Genomic DNA, 17,501 nt, shown 5'->3' on the forward strand with positions numbered 1-17,501 from the left:
CCTCACCCGTGCCGCCCCGGGTATCTTTGCCGTTGCTCAACCAACCTTTTTTGAAATACTTACTTTTCGTCTGTTGCCTAGTGCCCCTTTGGCTCAGTGGGCAGTTTAACGCCGCAACTGCCAACCTGCCCCCCGGTGCCACGGCCGTCCGCTTTACGGAAAAAATTACGCTCGACGGGAAGCTCGACGAAACCGCCTGGTTCCGGAGCAAACCGGCTACCGACTTTTGGGAAACCTTCCCCACCGATACCATCCGCGTCAAGAACCAAACAGAAATTTACTTCGGCTTCGACGACGACAACCTCTACGTAGCCGCCAAGTGCTACTCCGCGGGCAATGACTACGTCGTGCCCAGCCTCCGCCGCGACTACCGGGCCGGCGGCAACGACAACCTTACCCTGATTTTCAACCCCTTCAAGGACAAGACCAATGCCATTGTATTCGGAATGAACCCCTACGGCGTCACCCGGGAAGCACTGATTTACAACGGTGGCGAAAACGGCGGTGACTTTCGCGAAGAATGGGATAATAAGTGGCGCGGCGAAGCCCACATCGGCGAAGGTTATTACTCCATGGAACTCATTATCCCCTTCGGTAGCCTCCGCTTTCCGGACGGCGATGATCAGTGGTACTTCAATTCCTACCGGTTCGATACCCAGTCCAACACGCGCTCCACCTGGCACCGCATTCCCCAGAACCAAAACATCACCAGCCTGGCCTACACGGGCACGCTGGATTTCGAAGGCGGCGCACCGGCCGCGCAGGGCACCAACTTTACCGTCATCCCTTACGTGGGGGGTAGTCTGGACCGCAACTACCGGGAGGGAACGCCCACCAAATACAACGGTGGTGTGGGTGGCGACGCCAAGATCGGTATCGGCTCCGGGCTCAATCTGGACCTGACCGTCAATCCAGACTTCAGCCAGGTGGAGGTCGACGAGCAGGTCATCAACACGACGCGCTTCGAAATCTTCTTCCCCGAGCGGCGGCAGTTTTTCCTGGAGAACGCCGACCTGTTCGGCAGCTTCGGTTTTTCGCGGACCAATCCTTTTTTCAGTCGCCGGATCGGCGTGACGCGGGATACGACGACCGGCGAAGCACTGCAAAACCCCATCTACTTCGGTGCCCGCCTCAGCGGAAAGGCTACGGACGACTACCGCGTTGGCCTGTTGAGCATGCAGGCGCAAGATAATTTCGACCAGGGCCTACCCAGCTACAACTACACCGTAGCGGCCGTGCAACGGGTGGTCGGCGATCGCTCCAACGTCGGGGCCATCTTCGTCAACAAGCAAAACTTCGGTAACTTCTCCGACACCACCGAAACCAACGCCAACTTCAACCGGGTCGTTGGTTTCGACTATAATCTAACGACACCCAGTAATCTCTGGACGGGCAAAACGTTCGTCCACCGTAGTTTTTCCGACGGGGCGGACGGAGACGATTACGTCCACGGGCTCAACCTGGAGTACAACGTGCGTAACTGGAACGTAGAGTACGATCACTCTTACGTGGGGGAAGACTACAACGCCGAGGTCGGCTTCGTGCCGCGCAAAGGCTTTTTTACCAGCGGCATCCGGGGGCGGCGAATCGACTACCCGGCTAATTCTAACGTCGTGGAAAAGGGGCCGTCGCTGGACTTGCGGACCTTCTTCCAACCCGGCGACGGTCTGACGGACCGGTCAGCGGAACTGAGTTACGACTGGAGCTACGTCAATACCCAACGACTGGGCGCGGAATTAGAATACCAGTACATCTACCTGTTCGACGATTTCGACCCCTCCCGGTCCGACGCAACGCCCCTGCCCGGTAACCAGGGTTACGGCTTTACCGCCGCCAGTGTTTTTTACCGGAGCGACCGGCGCAAACGCTTCAGCTCAGAATTGGAGGTTACCGGCGGCCAGTTTTTTAATGGCTATCGCTACGGCATCGGTGGTGGACTTGTTTATCGCTACCAACCCCTCGGAGCGATCGATCTGCGCTTTAATTATCAGCAGATCGACTTGCCGGGCCCGTACGCGAGCACCTCCATTCTCCTGATCGGCCCAAGAATCGACCTGACCTTCAGCAAGTCCATCTTCCTCACGACGTTCGTCCAGTACAACGAGCAGATTAAAAACGTCAACGTGAACGCTCGCCTGCAGTGGCGGTACGCACCCGTATCTGACTTCTTTCTGGTGTACACGGACAACTACGACAGTTTCGACCTGGCGGTTAAAAACCGCTCTTTAGTAGCTAAGGTCACCTACTGGTTGAATCTGTAACATCACGTATTCGGTGGCGTAGAGCTTACCGAATTTACTTGGGCCAAGCACCGTAACCACCCGCTAGATTATACACTTCAGCCGCACCATTGGCGATCAGCAGATCGGCGACCTTCGCGCTGCGGCCACCAACTGCGCAGTAAACTAAGTAGGTTTTGTCGGGGTCTAGTTGAGCGATTACTGCTTCGATGTTAGCGGCACGGTAGTCTAGTTCCAGTGCACCTTCGATCTTGCCCTGAGCTACTTCCCCGGGCGTCCGGACGTCGATCAAGACCACATTATGGTCATTCATTTTTACGGCGAATTCGCTGGGGGAGAGGTCTACGTAAGTGCCCAACCGCCCGGCTTCTTGCGTTATTTCCTCCGCACCCGCGACGCGATAGTTAGTCCCGTACTTAGTCGGGGCGTCCGCGCCAACGCCCACTTCGCTACTACACGCGGTAAAATTAAAGGAAGCAAGAACGATGAACAGACAGCGTAAAATCATATTTCGTAAGCGTTGATGCCACCGTCGAGGTGAATGAGGTTCGTGAAGCCGGCGTTACGCATGAGCGTGCAGGCGCGGACGGACCGGCGGCCACTACGGCAGTAAACGAGATACTGAGCGGTGGCGTCCAGTTCGTCCATTTCCTCCAAAAAATCAGGGCCGAGGTAGTTGAGGTTGACCGCGCCGTCGAGGTGGTAAGCAGCGTACTCCGTTGGTGCGCGGACGTCGATGAGCGTCCCCGCCGGGGCACTTTCGCGCAGGCGGTCAAACTCCTGCGGGCTGACGTTAACGAGCTCCCGTTTGAGCAATTGCCAGCGGGGAATGGGACAGGCCGGGGGGCCTACGGGCGGTTTGGGCATGAGGGGCGGTTTGGAACCCAAAGGTAACGCGTTGGCCAAGCAAAGGGATGAATATGCCGGTGATTGCCTTTCTTTGCTTACGTGGTGGAGCAGCAAGCATATCATTCGGGGCCGATCGCTTGGGGAAAATTTCCCCTGCTTTTTCCCCTGCTGGCGCTTTTAGCGGGGGTCGGTGTATCCAATTATTTGGATCGTCCCGTCGGAAATACCAGTTTAGTGGCCGCGACGATTTGCCTTTCGCTGGTGTTCGTCACCCACGCCCTGCGCGGTCGGTATTTCTGGCTGAAAGTTCCCGGCACCATTTTGTTACTGGTCGCGGTTTTTCTGGGTGGGTTCTGGCGGGCCGGGGAAACGTACGTAGTCAAAGACGCCCGGTTCTTCGCCAGTCAGTACGAAGAAGGGACTTTCGTTGGTGGACGAATAAAGCGCATCCGCCCGGGGGAGAATAGCCTGCGGGCGGAAGTCGACGTGGTATACCTATATAAGGACTCAACGAATCTACCCGTAAAGGGTAGACTACTTCTGTATTTACCGCCGGACATCAAGTCGGCGTCCGTGCGCGCCGGTGACCGGGTGGTCTTTAGGGGCAGGCTCGACACCCTGCGCGGGCCGCTAAATCCCGGCAGTTTTGATGGCAAGGCGTACTGGGCGACGCAAGGAATTTACCACCGTATTTATTTGCGGGACGCGGGCGACTGGCGCCACATCCGCGTGGCGGGGTGGGGCGTTGCCGCCCGGGCAGAAAAGGTGCGTCGGGCGTGGTTCAAAAGTTTCCAGCACTACCTTACGGGCGACGAATTAGCCGTGGCCGCCGCCCTGATCATTGGTCAAAAAGATCTGCTTACCACCGACATTCGTTCGGCTTATTCGGATACCGGGGCAATGCACGTGCTGGCGGTTTCGGGCCTGCACGTTGGTATCATTTTTTTGATCGTCCAACTGTTGTTCAAGTTCACGCCGTTGCGGACAAACCGCTACGGGCGCATCGTCGAGACCCTGATCACCATTGCCGCCATTTGGCTCTTTGCGTTCGTGAGTGGCCTGAGCCCTTCCGTGCAGCGGGCGGCGATCATGTTTACGGTCGTGGCGAGCGGGCGTATCGTTCTGCGGGATTCTTACTTGATCAACACTTTAGCGGCGGCGGCGCTGATCATGCTCTGGTGGGAGCCGGACCAGATTATGCAGGTCGGTTTTCAGCTGTCGTTCATGGCCCTGGTCGGCATCGTTTGGTTCGCCGGGCCGCTGCAACGGTGGCTGCCGGGTCGGGGGCGGGTCGTAAAAACGATCAAATCTGGCGTAGCCGCTTCGGTTGGTGCGCAGTTGGGTACGCTACCGGTCGGTCTTTACGTGTTTCGGAGCTTCCCGCTTTACTTCGTACTGAGCGGTTCGGCGGTGGTCATTTTTGCTTATTTGGCGATGTGCGTTGGGGTATTGCACGGAGTGCTGTACGCAATTGCGGGCTTCTCGTGGGCGACTGAAGTGACCGGGTGGTTGCTGGGCCGGGTAGTGGAGACGCAAAATGCGTTCATCTACTTTTTCAGCCGTTTGCCCGGCGGAGTTTACGAGTTGCGAAGCTTCCCGCTGCTGTCGTCGCTGCTGGTCGCGCTGGGTTTGGTTGCACTCGCCGCCGCGGTGCATTACCGGCGTTGGATGGCGTGGATGCTGTCCGTGCTGCTCTTCGTGGGGGCCGGTTTCTATGCGCGGTCGCGGGTGCCGGGAGATGGGCGAGCGGCAACGTTGACGGTCTACCATCTGCGCGGCAAGAGTTTAGTTGATTACCGTACGGCGTCCGCTTCCGTAGCGGTGGGGGACGAAGTAGATCCGTTGGATCTGAACTTCAACGTCGCACCGAATCGTAAAATGCTGGGGTACGATTCCGTGGCGTTAACGGCCATCGACACGAGTGCTACTTTCCAGTTCGGTAAACTCAACTGGGTAGTCCTGGACAAGGAGCGTACGACTTCCGGACCAGCAATGTCTCCCGGGACAAATCACCTGCTCGTGCGGAATGGTTTCCGACCCAAAGATTTCCCCACCGACGATTTACCCGTCGAACTTCAAATCATCGTGGACGGCTCGAACCCCGCTTACCTAAATGACGACTGGCAAGCCTTCGCCGAACAGCGGGGCTTAGCGGTCTGGATCACCGGTGTGCGGGGGGCTTACGTTTGGTTTGAGTAGTTACACTTTGCGGTAAACTGGTGCTGCTACGAGTAGCGACGGCTGCCATGGTGGCCGACGGACTGGTCTTTTACCAACCAGAAAACGGTGTCTGGCTGACGGACGCCGTTCCGACCGAGTACCTCACTTTACTTCCGTAACGGGGCAATTACGTAGGAAAGTTATTCACATGCTATATTTATCAAATACGTTAGCCCGTTGCGAGCGAGTTAGTTAGCGGAGTGCGTTTTCCCGGCACGAATGTGCATAACTGTGGAAAACTAGGCAGTTATCAACAGCCCTGCACCTGCGTCCGCGCAAAATGTCTAGTTATCCACATTTCCACACACCCGCCCGGAATTTCTGCACAGTCAACTGACACCCAACCGTCAAATCTCCCCAGCCGAAACGGAAAAAGTTATTCCGTTGACAATTCACCCGGTGAATGTGGATAATTTTGCGGAACCGCATCAATGCTAGCTTTCCACTGTTGAGAGCGTGTGCAAAACCGGGGGGCAAATGAGGAATACGGGAAAACCAAGGGTAATTGCCCCGAGTTCTCCCCGTTTCCACAGCCCTAATAACAATAAAGGTTTTTGATTTGAATAAGAATATTAATAACTATTAAGGAATGGGCGAAAGCGGAAAAATGCAGACGGGTTTGGTGGCGGAAAAGCGGTCCGGATACCCCGCCGCGGTGCGGTGGTGGTTGATCGCGGGGGTGCTGCTCGTAATCGGACAAGTTGTCATCGGCGGTATTACCCGCCTAACTGAGTCCGGCCTGTCGATCACGGAGTGGGAGGTGGTCAGTGGCTCGATCCCGCCCCTGAACGAGGCGGACTGGAACGTGGAGTTCGATAAGTACAAAGCCTCCCCCCAGTACGAAAAGATCATGGCGGGCATTTCGCTGTCGGAATTTAAGTTCATTTACTTCTGGGAGTGGTTCCACCGCCAGTGGGCGCGGATGATGGGCCTGATCTTCGCGGTGGGCTTCGTGATCTTCTGGCGCAAAGGATGGCTCGATCCGCCGCTGATGAAGCGCCTGGGCGTCGTGGTGCTCCTGGCGGCCATCACGGCTAGCTTCGGGTGGATCATGGTGGCCAGCGGCCTGCACGATCGCCCCTGGGTGAATGCGTACAAGCTGACGATGCACCTGAGTTTGGGCATTACGCTCTTTTCCTACTTATTGTGGACAACTTTTAAAGTAACCAACCCAAAGTTGCGGACTTTTCCACATTCCGCGGTGGATAAGTGGATTTGGCCGCTCAATATCGTGCTTGGTTTGCAGTTAATTCTGGGAGGCATCATGTCCGGCGCCCGCGCGGCGCTACCTTACCCCACGTGGCCAAGTTTAAACGGACATTTTATTCCACCGGTCTTACTGGATTCTGCGAGCTGGACTGTGGATAACATGGTGTACTACGAGCAAAGTCTCTTTCAACCCGCCCTCATTCAGTTCTTACACCGAATGACGGCTTACACCCTGACGGTCATTACGTTAGCTTACGTATTTATGGTATTTAAGGACCCCCTAAACCGAGTTTTACGGAAGCCTTCCCTACTGTTGGTAACCCTGTTGATAACTCAGGTAATTTTAGGAGTGGCTACGGTGGTGAGTAGCATTGGGCAGGTCCCAGTGGGGCTCGGAGTGGCCCATCAGTTCACGGCAATTGCCCTGGTGGGAGCGGTGCTTTACGTGAACTACGTGCACTCCCCAGGGAGGACTTTGAAGACTGTTGATAACTAGGTGGAGAAAGGGCGTGAAAAATTTGCGTGGTTGAAAAATGTACTTCCTGGTCTCTTTTCGTCACCAGATTCAGGAGTAAAACCAGCATTTACCCCACGCTTTTCTCCGACCAAGCCTGGCGCCTTACGTTGACGTACTGCCCCCCCATGAAGATGGCGAGTAGGAAATGCAGGAGCATTGCCCGCGCGTCGGGGTTGTGCAAACCCTGAATGATGGCCATGCCGATGTGGAAGACGGAGAGCAACCCCGTGATCGTCAGAAAAATGGGGCGGTTGGCGCGGCTGTAGTAAGCGATCAGGGACAAAGCCGCTAGGAGCGCGGCCGCCCAGCCGTACATCCGCATCAGCAGTTCAAAGCTCGCGCCCTCGCTGGTGCCGAAGCCGGGAACGAGGTCACCCGCCTGGGGGTAAAACATAAAAAGCAGGGCGATGACGCCTTCGATGAGGGTGTGCAGTAAAAGGATCATGGGCTGGTTCGTTGGGTCTCGTGCGTGGAACGTAATTAGGTACCGTACATGTTTGCCGTAGCCTCCCCGATGGAATGCAGGAATGGTTGGCGCCCCGCTAGCTATCGGGGCAGGTGCAAGGAAGGTGACTAAGGAAGGAGCAACGACCAATTTTAACGCCCGCCCGACCGTTTATTCGCAACCCGCGGGGGCTCGATCACTTTACTGTATCTTGTTGACCTCCCGGATATTACGGACCACGGATTTGTCCGTCTCCGCCGGTGTTTTACCCCCCCCGTGTGCACCTCAGAAGCTTTATACCTATGTCTTCCGTCTCCAATCATTACGACCAGCTCATTCAAAAGCTTGACCAGTTCACCCGTAAATACTACGTCAATAGTGTGATCCGGGGGCTGTTGTACACGACTGGCCTGGTCCTGGTACTTTTTCTGTTGGTCAGCTTACTGGAGTCCCAGTTCTACTTCGGTAGTGGGACGCGGAAGGCGATGTTCTACGGTTTTCTGGGGCTGAGTTTATTTGCCCTTGGTGCCTGGGTGTTGCTGCCCCTGAGCCGTTATTTTCGCCTCGGCTCGGTGATTAGCCACGACCAGGCCGCTAACATCATCGGCCAGCACTTTACGGACGTGAAGGACAAGTTGCTCAACGTACTCCAACTACGCCGGCAGGCGGGTGAAACGCCGGACTCTGCGTTGCTACTGGCGTCCATCGATCAGAAGTCCGCCGAGATTAGCCCGGTTCCATTTCGTTCGGCCATCGACCTGAGTCAGAACCGGAAGTACCTGAAATTTGCGCTGCCGCCGCTACTGCTGCTGTTTGTTATCCTGTTCGCCGCCCCCAGCTTAATCAAAGATTCCACCACGCGGTTGATTCGCAACGGGGACACGTTCGAACGGCCGGCCCCCTTTCGTTTCGTACTCGACGGGGCTAAGGAGCTGGAAGTAATTCAGTACGGGGATTACCCAATCACCGTCAAAGTTGAAGGAGACGTCCTGCCGGCGGATGCTTACATCGAGGTGGATGGCTACCGCTACCGGATGCAGGAAAAGAACGCCAATACGTTCACCTACAACTTCAGTAACGTCCAGGAAGACACGAAATTTAAGTTTTCAGCCGCCGACGAACAGAGCAAGGACTACAAGCTTGCCATCCTACCAAAACCAAACATCGCTTCGTTTACCGTCGACCTCGACTACCCCGCCTACTTAGGCCGCCAGGACGAACAGGTTGCCAACATCGGTGATTTGACCGTGCCGGCGGGAACCCAAATACAGTGGTCGTTCGATACGGAGAACACGGACAAAATCGACCTGCGCTTTGCCAGCTCCGAAGACTTAACCGATCTGCGCCGCGACGGCAGTGACCTCTATAGTTTTGATCTCCGCGCCCTGCGTAACGATCGCTATACCCTTTACGTGGGGAACGACCGGTTGCCGCTGGCTGATTCTGTCAGTTATAATTTGTCAGTCATTCCCGATCTGCACCCCCAAATCTCCGTGGAGACTTTTCGGGACAGCACGGACGAAAAACTGCTCTTCTTCGCCGGTGAAGCCTCCGACGACTACGGCCTGACGAGTATTCGCTTCGTTTACCGCATCACGGATGGCGAAACCGGGGCTACGGGGACCGAGCAGCGCGTACCCATCAGCGGCCCCGCCGGGAAAACAGCTCGCTACGATCACGTTTGGGACCTTACTAATGACCTACAACTAAAGCCGGGTGACGAGTTAGCCTACTACTTCGAGACGTTTGACAACGACGCCATCAATAATTACAAGAGTGCCCGCACTGGCGTCATGACGTTTCGCAACCCCTCCAATGAAGAAATGGAGGAGATCGCCGAGGCCAATGACAGCAAGGTCAAGGACGAACTGAAGAAGGCACTCGAAGCCACGAAAGAGCTAAAGGAAGACACCAAGGAATTACGCGAGCGCATGTTGCAGGAAGAGGAACTGGACTGGAAGATCAAAAAAGAGTTGGAGAAACTGCAGAAGCGGCAGCAGGACATCCAGCAACAAATGCAGGAAGCACAAAAAGCGTTCGAAGAAAACCAGAAAAACGAGCAATCTAAGGACGAACAAATCTTGGAGAAAGAGGAAAAACTCCAGGAGATGCTGAGTGAATCCGCTAACGAGGAGATGGAAGAATTGATGAAGCAAATCCAGGAACTCATGGAGGAGCTCAACAAAGACGAAGCACTCGAGAAATTAGAAGAGATGGAGATGGCCGACGAAAAATCGGAAGCTAAGCTCGACCGGATGCTGGAGCTCTTTAAGGAGCTCGAAGTAGAGAAAGAGATGCAGGAGACCATCGAAAAACTGGAAGAACTCGCCGAAAAGCAGGAGGAACTCGCTGAGGAAACCGCAAAGGAGGAAAAACCCCAGGAGACGCTTCAGGAGGAGCAAGAAAAGATTCAGGAAGAATTTGAAAAGCTCCAGGAGAAAATGGAGAAAACCGAGGAAAAGAACGAAGAACTTGAGCAGCCCATGGACCTCGATCTGGAAAAAGAGGCCCAGGAAGAAGTCAAAGAGGACATGGAGGGCGCTAAGGAGGACATGAAAAAGCAGGAGAATAAAGCCGCCGCTCAGAAGCAAAAAAAGGCCGGTGAGAAGATGAAAGAAATGGCCAAGAAGATGGGGGAGTCCATGGAAGCGATGGCCCAGGAAAGTGCGCAGGAAGACATAAAAGCCATGCGCCAGTTACTGGAAAATATTGTCGACCTGAGTTTCGACCAGGAAGAGACGATGAACAACCTCGGCCAAACCACCGTCAACACGCCCCGTTACGTGGAACTCGTCCAGGACCAGTTTCAAATCAACAACGACTTTGAGTTGGTGCGGGATTCCCTCAATGCGCTCGCCAAGCGGAACGAGCAAATCGCCACTTTCATCACCGAAAAAGTATTCGACATCAAACTCGATCTCAAAAATACGATTACGGAGTTGGAGGAGCGGCGCACTCCCCAGGCGGCCAACGTGCAACAGCGTGCCATGACGGGGCTGAATGACTTGGCCCTCATGATGAGTGAAGCGATGCAGAACGCCCAGCAGCAAATGGCCGGTATGATGGCCGGGGAACAGCAGTGTGAATCACCGGGCGGTAAAAAGGGAAATAAGCCCGGTAAGCCGAGTTCGAACCCCGGCTCCGAAGGGCAGAAAAGCCTGAACGATGCTATGGAAGGCATGGGGAAGGGTGAGCAAGGAAAGGAAGGGGCTGAAGGAAAAGGCGGAAAGGACGGGGCGAGAGGTGGCTCCGCCGAAGAGTTCGCAAAGATGGCCGCCCGCCAGGCCGCCCTGCGTAAAGCACTCGAAGCCAAACAGAAAGCTCGCCAGGAGGGTGGGGAGGGCACCGATCCTCAACTACAGGAACTGATCGATAAGATGAACGCCGCGGAAGAAGACCTCGTCAACAAGCGCCTCACCCGGGATATGATGACGCGGCAGCAGGAGATTCTCTCCAAAATGCTCGACCACGAAAAGGCGGAGCGGCAACAGGAGCAAGAAGAGAAGCGAAAATCCGAAACCGCCCAGCAGCAGCGCCGGGAGATGCCGCCTAGCCTGGAGGAGTACCTCAAACAACGACGTTCCGAGATTGAAATGTTCAAGCGCGTCACGCCGGAGCTCAACCCTTATTTTCAAGGCTTGGTCAATGAATACTTTCGCAGTCTGCGGGGAGAATGAGCTGATTATGAGCGGTTGGCGTTGTCTAAACCCTAAATTTTATTTGACGCACCAGCGAACCACATCCCCTTTCTGCGTTGTTTAGCTCATAAGGGTAATGTTTGGTCGTTGAACTAGCGATTACTATATTACCCAAAATTCGTTTCAGGACTCCCTCCCTCTGGCCGACTTAGTAAATTCTGCATCTTCTCCAAACAAGTTAAATTTTTTACCCTTGTCAGCAGCCAGAAAGGACAACGTTTCACTGTTTATGCTTACCATCGTATCCGATCCTTCTAACATTAGTAAGATAGAACCTTACGCCGAGCGAATTGCTAACGAGTACCAGTTGTGCCCGGAAAAGCGGATAAACCTGCTCATCAGCCTCACCGAGGCCGTCACCAACGCCATTATTCACGGCAACAAACAGGACCGATCGAAATTCGTGAAAATCCAGTGCGCGAAGACACCCCGTCACCTCGCCGTGCGTGTCTCCGATCAGGGCCCCGGTTTCAACTACGCTAGCCTCCCCGATCCCACCTCACCCGAGCGTATTTGTGAATGCGGCGGGCGCGGTGTTTATCTGATGAACCAACTCTGTGACCAACTCCAGTACAAGAACGGGGGAACAATGGTGGAAATGAGATTCCGTACCTGATTTGGAACTAATTGAGTTTCACCTGGCGGAAGGGGGGCGGGAGATGCCGCCTGAGCACAAAACAAGGTTGGCAGTTTGGGTCACTAAGATCATAGAAGCCCGTGGCGGTGAAGTAGGTCCCATCAACTATATCTTTTGTGGGGATGATTATTTGCACGCGCTCAACGTGCAGTATTTAGGGCACGACACGCTAACGGACATCATTACTTTTCCCTACGAGCAATTTCCCATCGTTTCCGGAGATCTGTTCATCTCCACCGAGCGAATTGCGGATAACGCCACGGACCTAAAAACCACGTTCAGTGAAGAACTCCACCGGGTAATCATCCACGGAGTTTTGCACCTATGTGGACAGAGTGATAAATCTGCTGACGATGCGGTGGAGATGCGGCGACAGGAAGACTGGGCGCTCGCTTTACGACCAGAGGAACTGATTGAGTAGCGCTCTTTACCCTTTTTGATATTTCTCCCCGTAGTGCGGTTAGCGTGAACCGGGGCTCCTACTTTCTTACGGTTGTAACCTTCTGGTGGCTCCAAGTTTACCCGCTGGCCAGGTCTCGTCTTAAACCCGCGCAATTCCTCCCTCCCGTTGTATAAACACCGACAATTGACCGCGAAAAACGTCTAATTAGGCACATCTTTACGGACTTTTCTGCTACCCGGCAACCCCAATGGGAGCTAAACGATACACCATGAAAGTCCTCAAATTCGGCGGTTCGTCCGTTGGTAAGCCCGAACGTATTCGGGGGATTGTTAGCATCCTGAAAAACTACTACGCATCCGGTGATCACTTTACCGTAGTATTTTCGGCTTTCGGTGGCGTGACCGATAGTTTGATCGAGATGAGTAGCCTGGCCGCCGCGGGCGATGACCGCTACGGTGAAGCTTTTCAGGCCTTCGCCAAACGGCACCAGGATGCCATTAGCGAGCTCCTACCGGAGGGCTCTTTGCGGACCGAGACCGCAACCCAAATACGAAAGTCTCACGAAGTACTCAAGAACTTACTCTACGGTGTTTTCCTCGTGCGCGAAGCAAGCGCCCGGACGATGGATTACGTCCTTAGTTTCGGGGAACGTTCCTCTAGCTACATCATCACGCAAACGCTAAAGAGCGTAGGCATACCCGCTGAATTTCTGGACGCTAGAAAAGTTATTCGGACGGATAAAAAGTTCGGCGGCGCTACGGTTAACTTCGACAAGACCTACGCCGCAGTTCGCAAATATTACTCAGAACACACTGATATTCAGATAGTTACGGGGTTTATTGCGTCGGCTAAAGGCGGCCTGACTACTACCCTCGGCCGCGGTGGTTCGGACTACACCGCCTCGCTACTGGGCGCCGGGTTAGATGCGCAGGCGATCGAAATTTGGACCGACGTGAGTGGCGTACTAACGGCCGATCCCCGGCGGGTAAAGAAAGCGTTTACGATTCCTAAAATGACCTACGCCGAGGCCATGGAGATGTCGCACTTCGGGGCAAAGGTCATCTACCCACCCACCCTCATGCCGGCGCTTCACAAACGAATCCCGCTGTACATAAAAAATACGTTTGAGCCAGATTTTCCGGGTACAAAAGTTAGTGAGGAAAGCTCCGATGGCAACACCGCCGTACGCGGTATCAGCTCAATCAATAGTGTGGCGCTCCTTACTGTTTCGGGCAGCGGACTTTTTGGTGTTCCGGGCACCTCGGCGCGTCTGTTCAATTCTCTAGCCCAGAGCGGAATCAACATTATCCTCATCACCCAGGGGTCGAGCGAACACGCTATCAGCTTTGCGGTGAAGCCAGACGATGCCGATGGTGCGCGCAGGGCGGCGGAAGAAGTTTTTGCCTACGAGATTGATCGCGGCGTGGTCAATCCAGTTAAGGTTGAGCGTGAACTGAGTATTGTCGCCATCATCGGAGAAAACATGCGGGAGCAACCCGGAATTTCCGGAAGGCTCTTTCAAGCATTGGGTAAAAATGGAATTAACGCCGTCGCCATTGCGCAGGGGTCGAGTGAACTGAACGTCTCGGTCGTAATTCCGAAGGAAGACGAAAATAAAGCACTCAACGCACTCCACGAGGCGTTTTTCCTTTCTGATTCCAAGACACTTCACCTCTTTATCGTTGGGGTGGGTCTAATTGGAAGCACGCTGTTGGAGCAGGTCAAGAAACAGAATGCTTATCTGCGGGAACGCTTGGGAATGGAGTTGAAGATTGTCGGCATGTCTAATTCCCGTAAGATGTTGGTTGACGTGGACGGCATAGACATTGAGAATTGGCAAGAAGCACTGAACAACTCCGGTACGGACGCTGACCTGGCGGTATTCGTCGGTAGAATGCGCGACGCAAACTTGAGTAACAGCATCTTTGTCGATAATACGGCCGACGATAAAATCGCTAATTATTACGAAGGGATTCTGGACGAAAGCATTTCTATTTCAACACCCAACAAAGTTTCTACCTCCAGTAGCTACGCTCAATACTTACGCCTGAAAGCACTGGCAACTAAGCGGGGCGTTCAGTTTCGGTACGAGACTAACGTTGGTGCCGGTCTACCCGTCATATCCACTTTACGCGATTTGATGGACAGTGGTGATCGTATTCGAAAAATCGAAGGGGTGCTGAGTGGTTCGCTGAGTTACATCTTCAATAATTTCGACGGAACGAAGCCATTCGATGCAATTGTCATGGATGCCAAGCAAAAAGGATTTACCGAGCCTGACCCCCGGGTCGATTTGTCCGGTAAGGACGTAGGTCGTAAAATTCTGATTTTGGCTCGGGAGACGGGTATTCCGATGGAGAGTGAAGACGTCAGTTTAGTCGGCTTTCTTCCGGAAGGTGCAATGGAAGCAGCCTCCGTGGCCGACTTCTTTTCAATACTGAAGGAGAAACGAACCTACTTTCAAGAATTATACGCAGCTGCGGCTACCGAGGGAAAAGTACTCCGGATGATTGCCACACTCGAAGGTGACCAGGCTAGCGTCGGTGTACAGGCGATTGGTCCCCAAAATCCATTCTTCGGCCTGAGTGGCAGCGACAATATGATTGTCTTTACGACGGATCGCTACGGCGAACGCCCCCTCGTAGTCCGTGGCCCGGGTGCGGGTGCGGAAGTGACGGCGGCGGGCGTCTTCGCTGAGATTATTAAAATCGGTAAATTCTTAAGCTAATGCAGGAAGTACGCGTATTTGCTCCCGCCACCGTTGCTAACGTGGCCGTAGGCTTTGACATCCTTGGCTTTGCCATCAACCGCCCGGGAGATGAGATCGTCGCCCGCTTCAATCCTGACCGAAAGGGGTTGAGAATTACGAAGATCACCGGCACGGGAGACAAAAAACTCCCCACGGAAGTAGAACAGAACACCGCCGGGGTAGCCGCGCAGCGACTGCTCGAACACCTCGGTAAGGCGGAGTTGGGAATCGATCTGGAGGTGCACAAAAGAATGCCATTCGGTAGTGGCCTGGGGTCTAGCGCGGCGAGCGCGGCCGGTGCCGTCGTAGCGGTAAATGAGTTGCTCGGTGCCCCGTTGAGCCGGGAATCGCTCCTGTATTTTTCCGTCCTGGGCGAGCAAGTGGCCGATGGGAGTTTTCACGCGGACAACGTAGCTCCATCACTCGTGGGTGGCATTACGCTGATCCGTTCGAACGAATCCCTGGACGTTCATAAACTACCCGTCCCCGACGGTCTGCGGGTAGCCGTCGTTCATCCGGAAATTGAAATCCTTACGCGGGATGCACGCGCGGTGCTGAGTAAGACAATTGAGCTAAGTCTGGCGATCCAGCAGATGGGCAGCCTTGCCAGTTTCATCACGGCGCTGCACACGAATGATCTTCCCCTGCTGGGCCGCTCCTTACACGACTACGTCATCGAACCCCAGCGTAAGCAACTCATCAAAGGCTTCGACGACGTCAAGGAAGCAGCCATGAGCCGGGGTGCGTTGGGCTGTAGTATCAGTGGCGCGGGCCCTAGCGTGTTTGCCTTGTGTGATTCCGGTTACCTGGCCCAGGCGGTTGGTCAGGGTATGCAGGATGCCTTTACCGCCCACGGCGTCAGTAGCCAACTTTACGTATCCCCCATTAATCAAACGGGTGTGACGATACTTAGTAGTAAGTAACGCCGCCCACTAGTTACGTACGCATGAAATTTTACAGTACAAATAATCCCGACCACAAAGTTGATCTCGCGGAAGCCATCTTTCGCGGCCTTCCGGCCGATAAAGGGCTGTACATGCCCGAGCGTGTGGACCGCCTACCCCAGCAGTTTTTTGACGATTTACCAGCCATGTCATTTGCCGAGATTGGTTTTCAAATTAGCAAGCACTTACTTGGTGATGACGTGCCGGAAACTGAATTGAAGGCACTCGTCTACGAGGCCATTAACTTCCCCGCGCCGGTGGTGAAACTGGATGAGCAACGGTACGTCCTGGAGCTTTTCCACGGTCCGTCGTTGGCGTTCAAGGATTTTGGTGCACGGTTTATGTCTCGGTTAATGGGGCACTTTAATAAAGAAAACAAACGGGAGCTGGTGATTCTCGTAGCCACTTCCGGGGATACGGGTGGTGCCGTTGCGGCAGGCTTTTACCAGACGCCAGGCATTGAGGTAGTAATATTATACCCCAAGGGTAAGGTCAGCTTGCTACAGGAAAAACAACTTACTACGCTGGGTCACAACATTCACGCGCTCGAAATTGACGGCACGTTCGACGACTGCCAGGCCATTGTGAAGCAAGCCTTTCTGGACGAAGATCTGCGAAAGCAGATTCGGTTGAGCTCCGCCAACAGCATAAATATATCCCGGCTGATCCCGCAGTCATTCTACTACTTTGAGGCGTACAAGCAGCTTGGCGCCGGTGCACCGGTGGCTTTCTGCATTCCGAGCGGAAACTTTGGTAACCTAACCGCTGGTTTGTTGGCGATGAAAATGGGTTTACCGGTGCGGCAATTCATCGCTGCAACTAACGGTAATGATGTCGTACCCGAGTACTTAACGACGGGTACTTACCGGCCGCGACCGTCGGTGGCTACTCTTTCCAACGCCATGGACGTAGGTTCTCCCAGCAACTTTGCCCGTATGTTGAATCTCCACGGACACGTGGACGGTAAGGATCTCCGTACTTCGTTGGCACACGCCGAGATGAGTAAGGTGGTATCCGGCTACGCATACGGCGATGCCGTCACGGAGGATGCCGTGCGGGAGGTGAAAGCGAAGTTCGATTACGTCATTGATCCCCACGGAGCGGTCGGGTATTTAGCACTTAATGATTGGCAGCGCCAGCACCCCGGAACGCGGGGCGTCATTTTGGAAACTGCCCACCCCAGTAAATTTAAACCCGACGTCGAGCGAATCCTTGGCCAGTCGATAGAAGTTCCGGAGCGGTTGGCGGAGCTTGAATTTCGGGAAAAGGTCAGTACAGAAATGGGGGTTGATTTTCAGCCAGTACGGAAATGGCTGTTAGAGCGCTATACTTGATGTAAAAGGGGCGCGTCCGCGGGTGCAAAGAAATTGGGAGAGCAAAGCTGGATGGGCCAGGGTCAACCCTCAATCAAGTTTGTAAATGGGGTGTTCCACGTGGAACATCCCATTTGCTTTGTCTCTGTGTTCCACGTGGAACAATGGCTCTTTTAGCTTTTGGGAATTACCTAAAAGCCGGTGCGTGCGGCTGGGATTAATTAGGCCTTACGAAACTGAGGTTTACCCAATGTTCCACGTGGAACACTGATCGGTA

At 54.3% G+C, this 17,501-nt stretch carries 12 protein-coding genes; 9 read left to right on the forward strand and 3 right to left on the reverse strand.

The genetic code is table 11. The annotated features are described in order from the left end of the window. Nucleotides 1-50 precede the first annotated feature (50 nt). Nucleotides 51-2,261: a DUF5916 domain-containing protein gene (locus tag GGR27_RS14885; protein WP_168038712.1), complete on the forward strand. Its 2,211-nt coding sequence runs from the start codon at nucleotides 51-53 to the stop codon at nucleotides 2,259-2,261. Between the two features lie 34 nt (nucleotides 2,262-2,295). On the opposite strand, the gene GGR27_RS14890 is transcribed toward GGR27_RS14885, so the two are convergent. Further along, entirely contained in the window at nucleotides 2,296-2,748 is a 453-nt protein-coding gene (locus tag GGR27_RS14890) for a rhodanese-like domain-containing protein (RefSeq protein ID WP_168038714.1), read from the reverse strand. Beyond that, entirely contained in the window at nucleotides 2,745-3,107 is a 363-nt protein-coding gene (locus GGR27_RS14895) for a rhodanese-like domain-containing protein (RefSeq protein WP_168038716.1), read from the reverse strand. The genes GGR27_RS14890 and GGR27_RS14895 overlap by 4 nt, the downstream gene beginning before the upstream one ends. 63 nt (nucleotides 3,108-3,170) lie before the next feature. Between GGR27_RS14895 and GGR27_RS14900 the strand changes: the two genes are divergently transcribed. Both GGR27_RS14900 and GGR27_RS14910 read left to right on the forward strand, forming a co-directional pair. After that, nucleotides 3,171-5,288 (forward strand): ComEC/Rec2 family competence protein, encoded by a 2,118-nt coding sequence (locus GGR27_RS14900; protein ID WP_168038718.1) that lies wholly within the window; start codon nucleotides 3,171-3,173, stop codon nucleotides 5,286-5,288. Between the two features lie 610 nt (nucleotides 5,289-5,898). Beyond that, nucleotides 5,899-7,014: a COX15/CtaA family protein gene (locus tag GGR27_RS14910; RefSeq protein WP_168038720.1), complete on the forward strand. Its 1,116-nt coding sequence runs from the start codon at nucleotides 5,899-5,901 to the stop codon at nucleotides 7,012-7,014. 88 nt (nucleotides 7,015-7,102) lie between these two features. Here GGR27_RS14910 and GGR27_RS14915 read toward each other — a convergent pair whose 3' ends face one another. Beyond that, nucleotides 7,103-7,480, reverse strand: coding sequence for a hypothetical protein (locus tag GGR27_RS14915; RefSeq protein ID WP_168038722.1), 378 nt, complete (start codon nucleotides 7,478-7,480; stop codon nucleotides 7,103-7,105). A 302-nt stretch (nucleotides 7,481-7,782) separates the two neighbouring features. Here GGR27_RS14915 and GGR27_RS14920 point away from each other — a divergent pair, with 302 nt between their 5' ends. From GGR27_RS14920 to thrC, 6 genes are all read left to right on the forward strand, one after another. Continuing rightward, on the forward strand, nucleotides 7,783-11,157 hold the full coding sequence (locus GGR27_RS14920; protein WP_168038724.1) for a DUF4175 family protein: 3,375 nt from the start codon (nucleotides 7,783-7,785) through the stop codon (nucleotides 11,155-11,157). A 214-nt stretch (nucleotides 11,158-11,371) separates the two neighbouring features. After that, complete coding sequence (locus tag GGR27_RS14925; RefSeq protein WP_245184684.1) at nucleotides 11,372-11,794, forward strand: ATP-binding protein; 423 nt, start codon at nucleotides 11,372-11,374, stop codon at nucleotides 11,792-11,794. Between the two features lies 1 nt (nucleotide 11,795). Beyond that, nucleotides 11,796-12,236: an rRNA maturation RNase YbeY gene (ybeY, locus tag GGR27_RS14930; RefSeq protein ID WP_245184685.1), complete on the forward strand. Its 441-nt coding sequence runs from the start codon at nucleotides 11,796-11,798 to the stop codon at nucleotides 12,234-12,236. Between the two features lie 250 nt (nucleotides 12,237-12,486). Beyond that, nucleotides 12,487-14,946 (forward strand): bifunctional aspartate kinase/homoserine dehydrogenase I, encoded by a 2,460-nt coding sequence (gene thrA / locus GGR27_RS14935; protein ID WP_168038726.1) that lies wholly within the window; start codon nucleotides 12,487-12,489, stop codon nucleotides 14,944-14,946. Continuing rightward, on the forward strand, nucleotides 14,946-15,890 hold the full coding sequence (locus GGR27_RS14940; RefSeq protein ID WP_168038728.1) for a homoserine kinase: 945 nt from the start codon (nucleotides 14,946-14,948) through the stop codon (nucleotides 15,888-15,890). The genes thrA and GGR27_RS14940 overlap by 1 nt, the downstream gene beginning before the upstream one ends. Nucleotides 15,891-15,913: 23 nt before the next feature. Beyond that, nucleotides 15,914-17,245: a threonine synthase gene (gene thrC, locus GGR27_RS14945; RefSeq protein ID WP_168038730.1), complete on the forward strand. Its 1,332-nt coding sequence runs from the start codon at nucleotides 15,914-15,916 to the stop codon at nucleotides 17,243-17,245. Nucleotides 17,246-17,501: the final 256 nt, after the last annotated feature.

It is taken from the genome of Neolewinella antarctica, assembly GCF_011927835.1.
GTDB classification, from domain to species: domain Bacteria; phylum Bacteroidota; class Bacteroidia; order Chitinophagales; family Saprospiraceae; genus Neolewinella; species Neolewinella antarctica.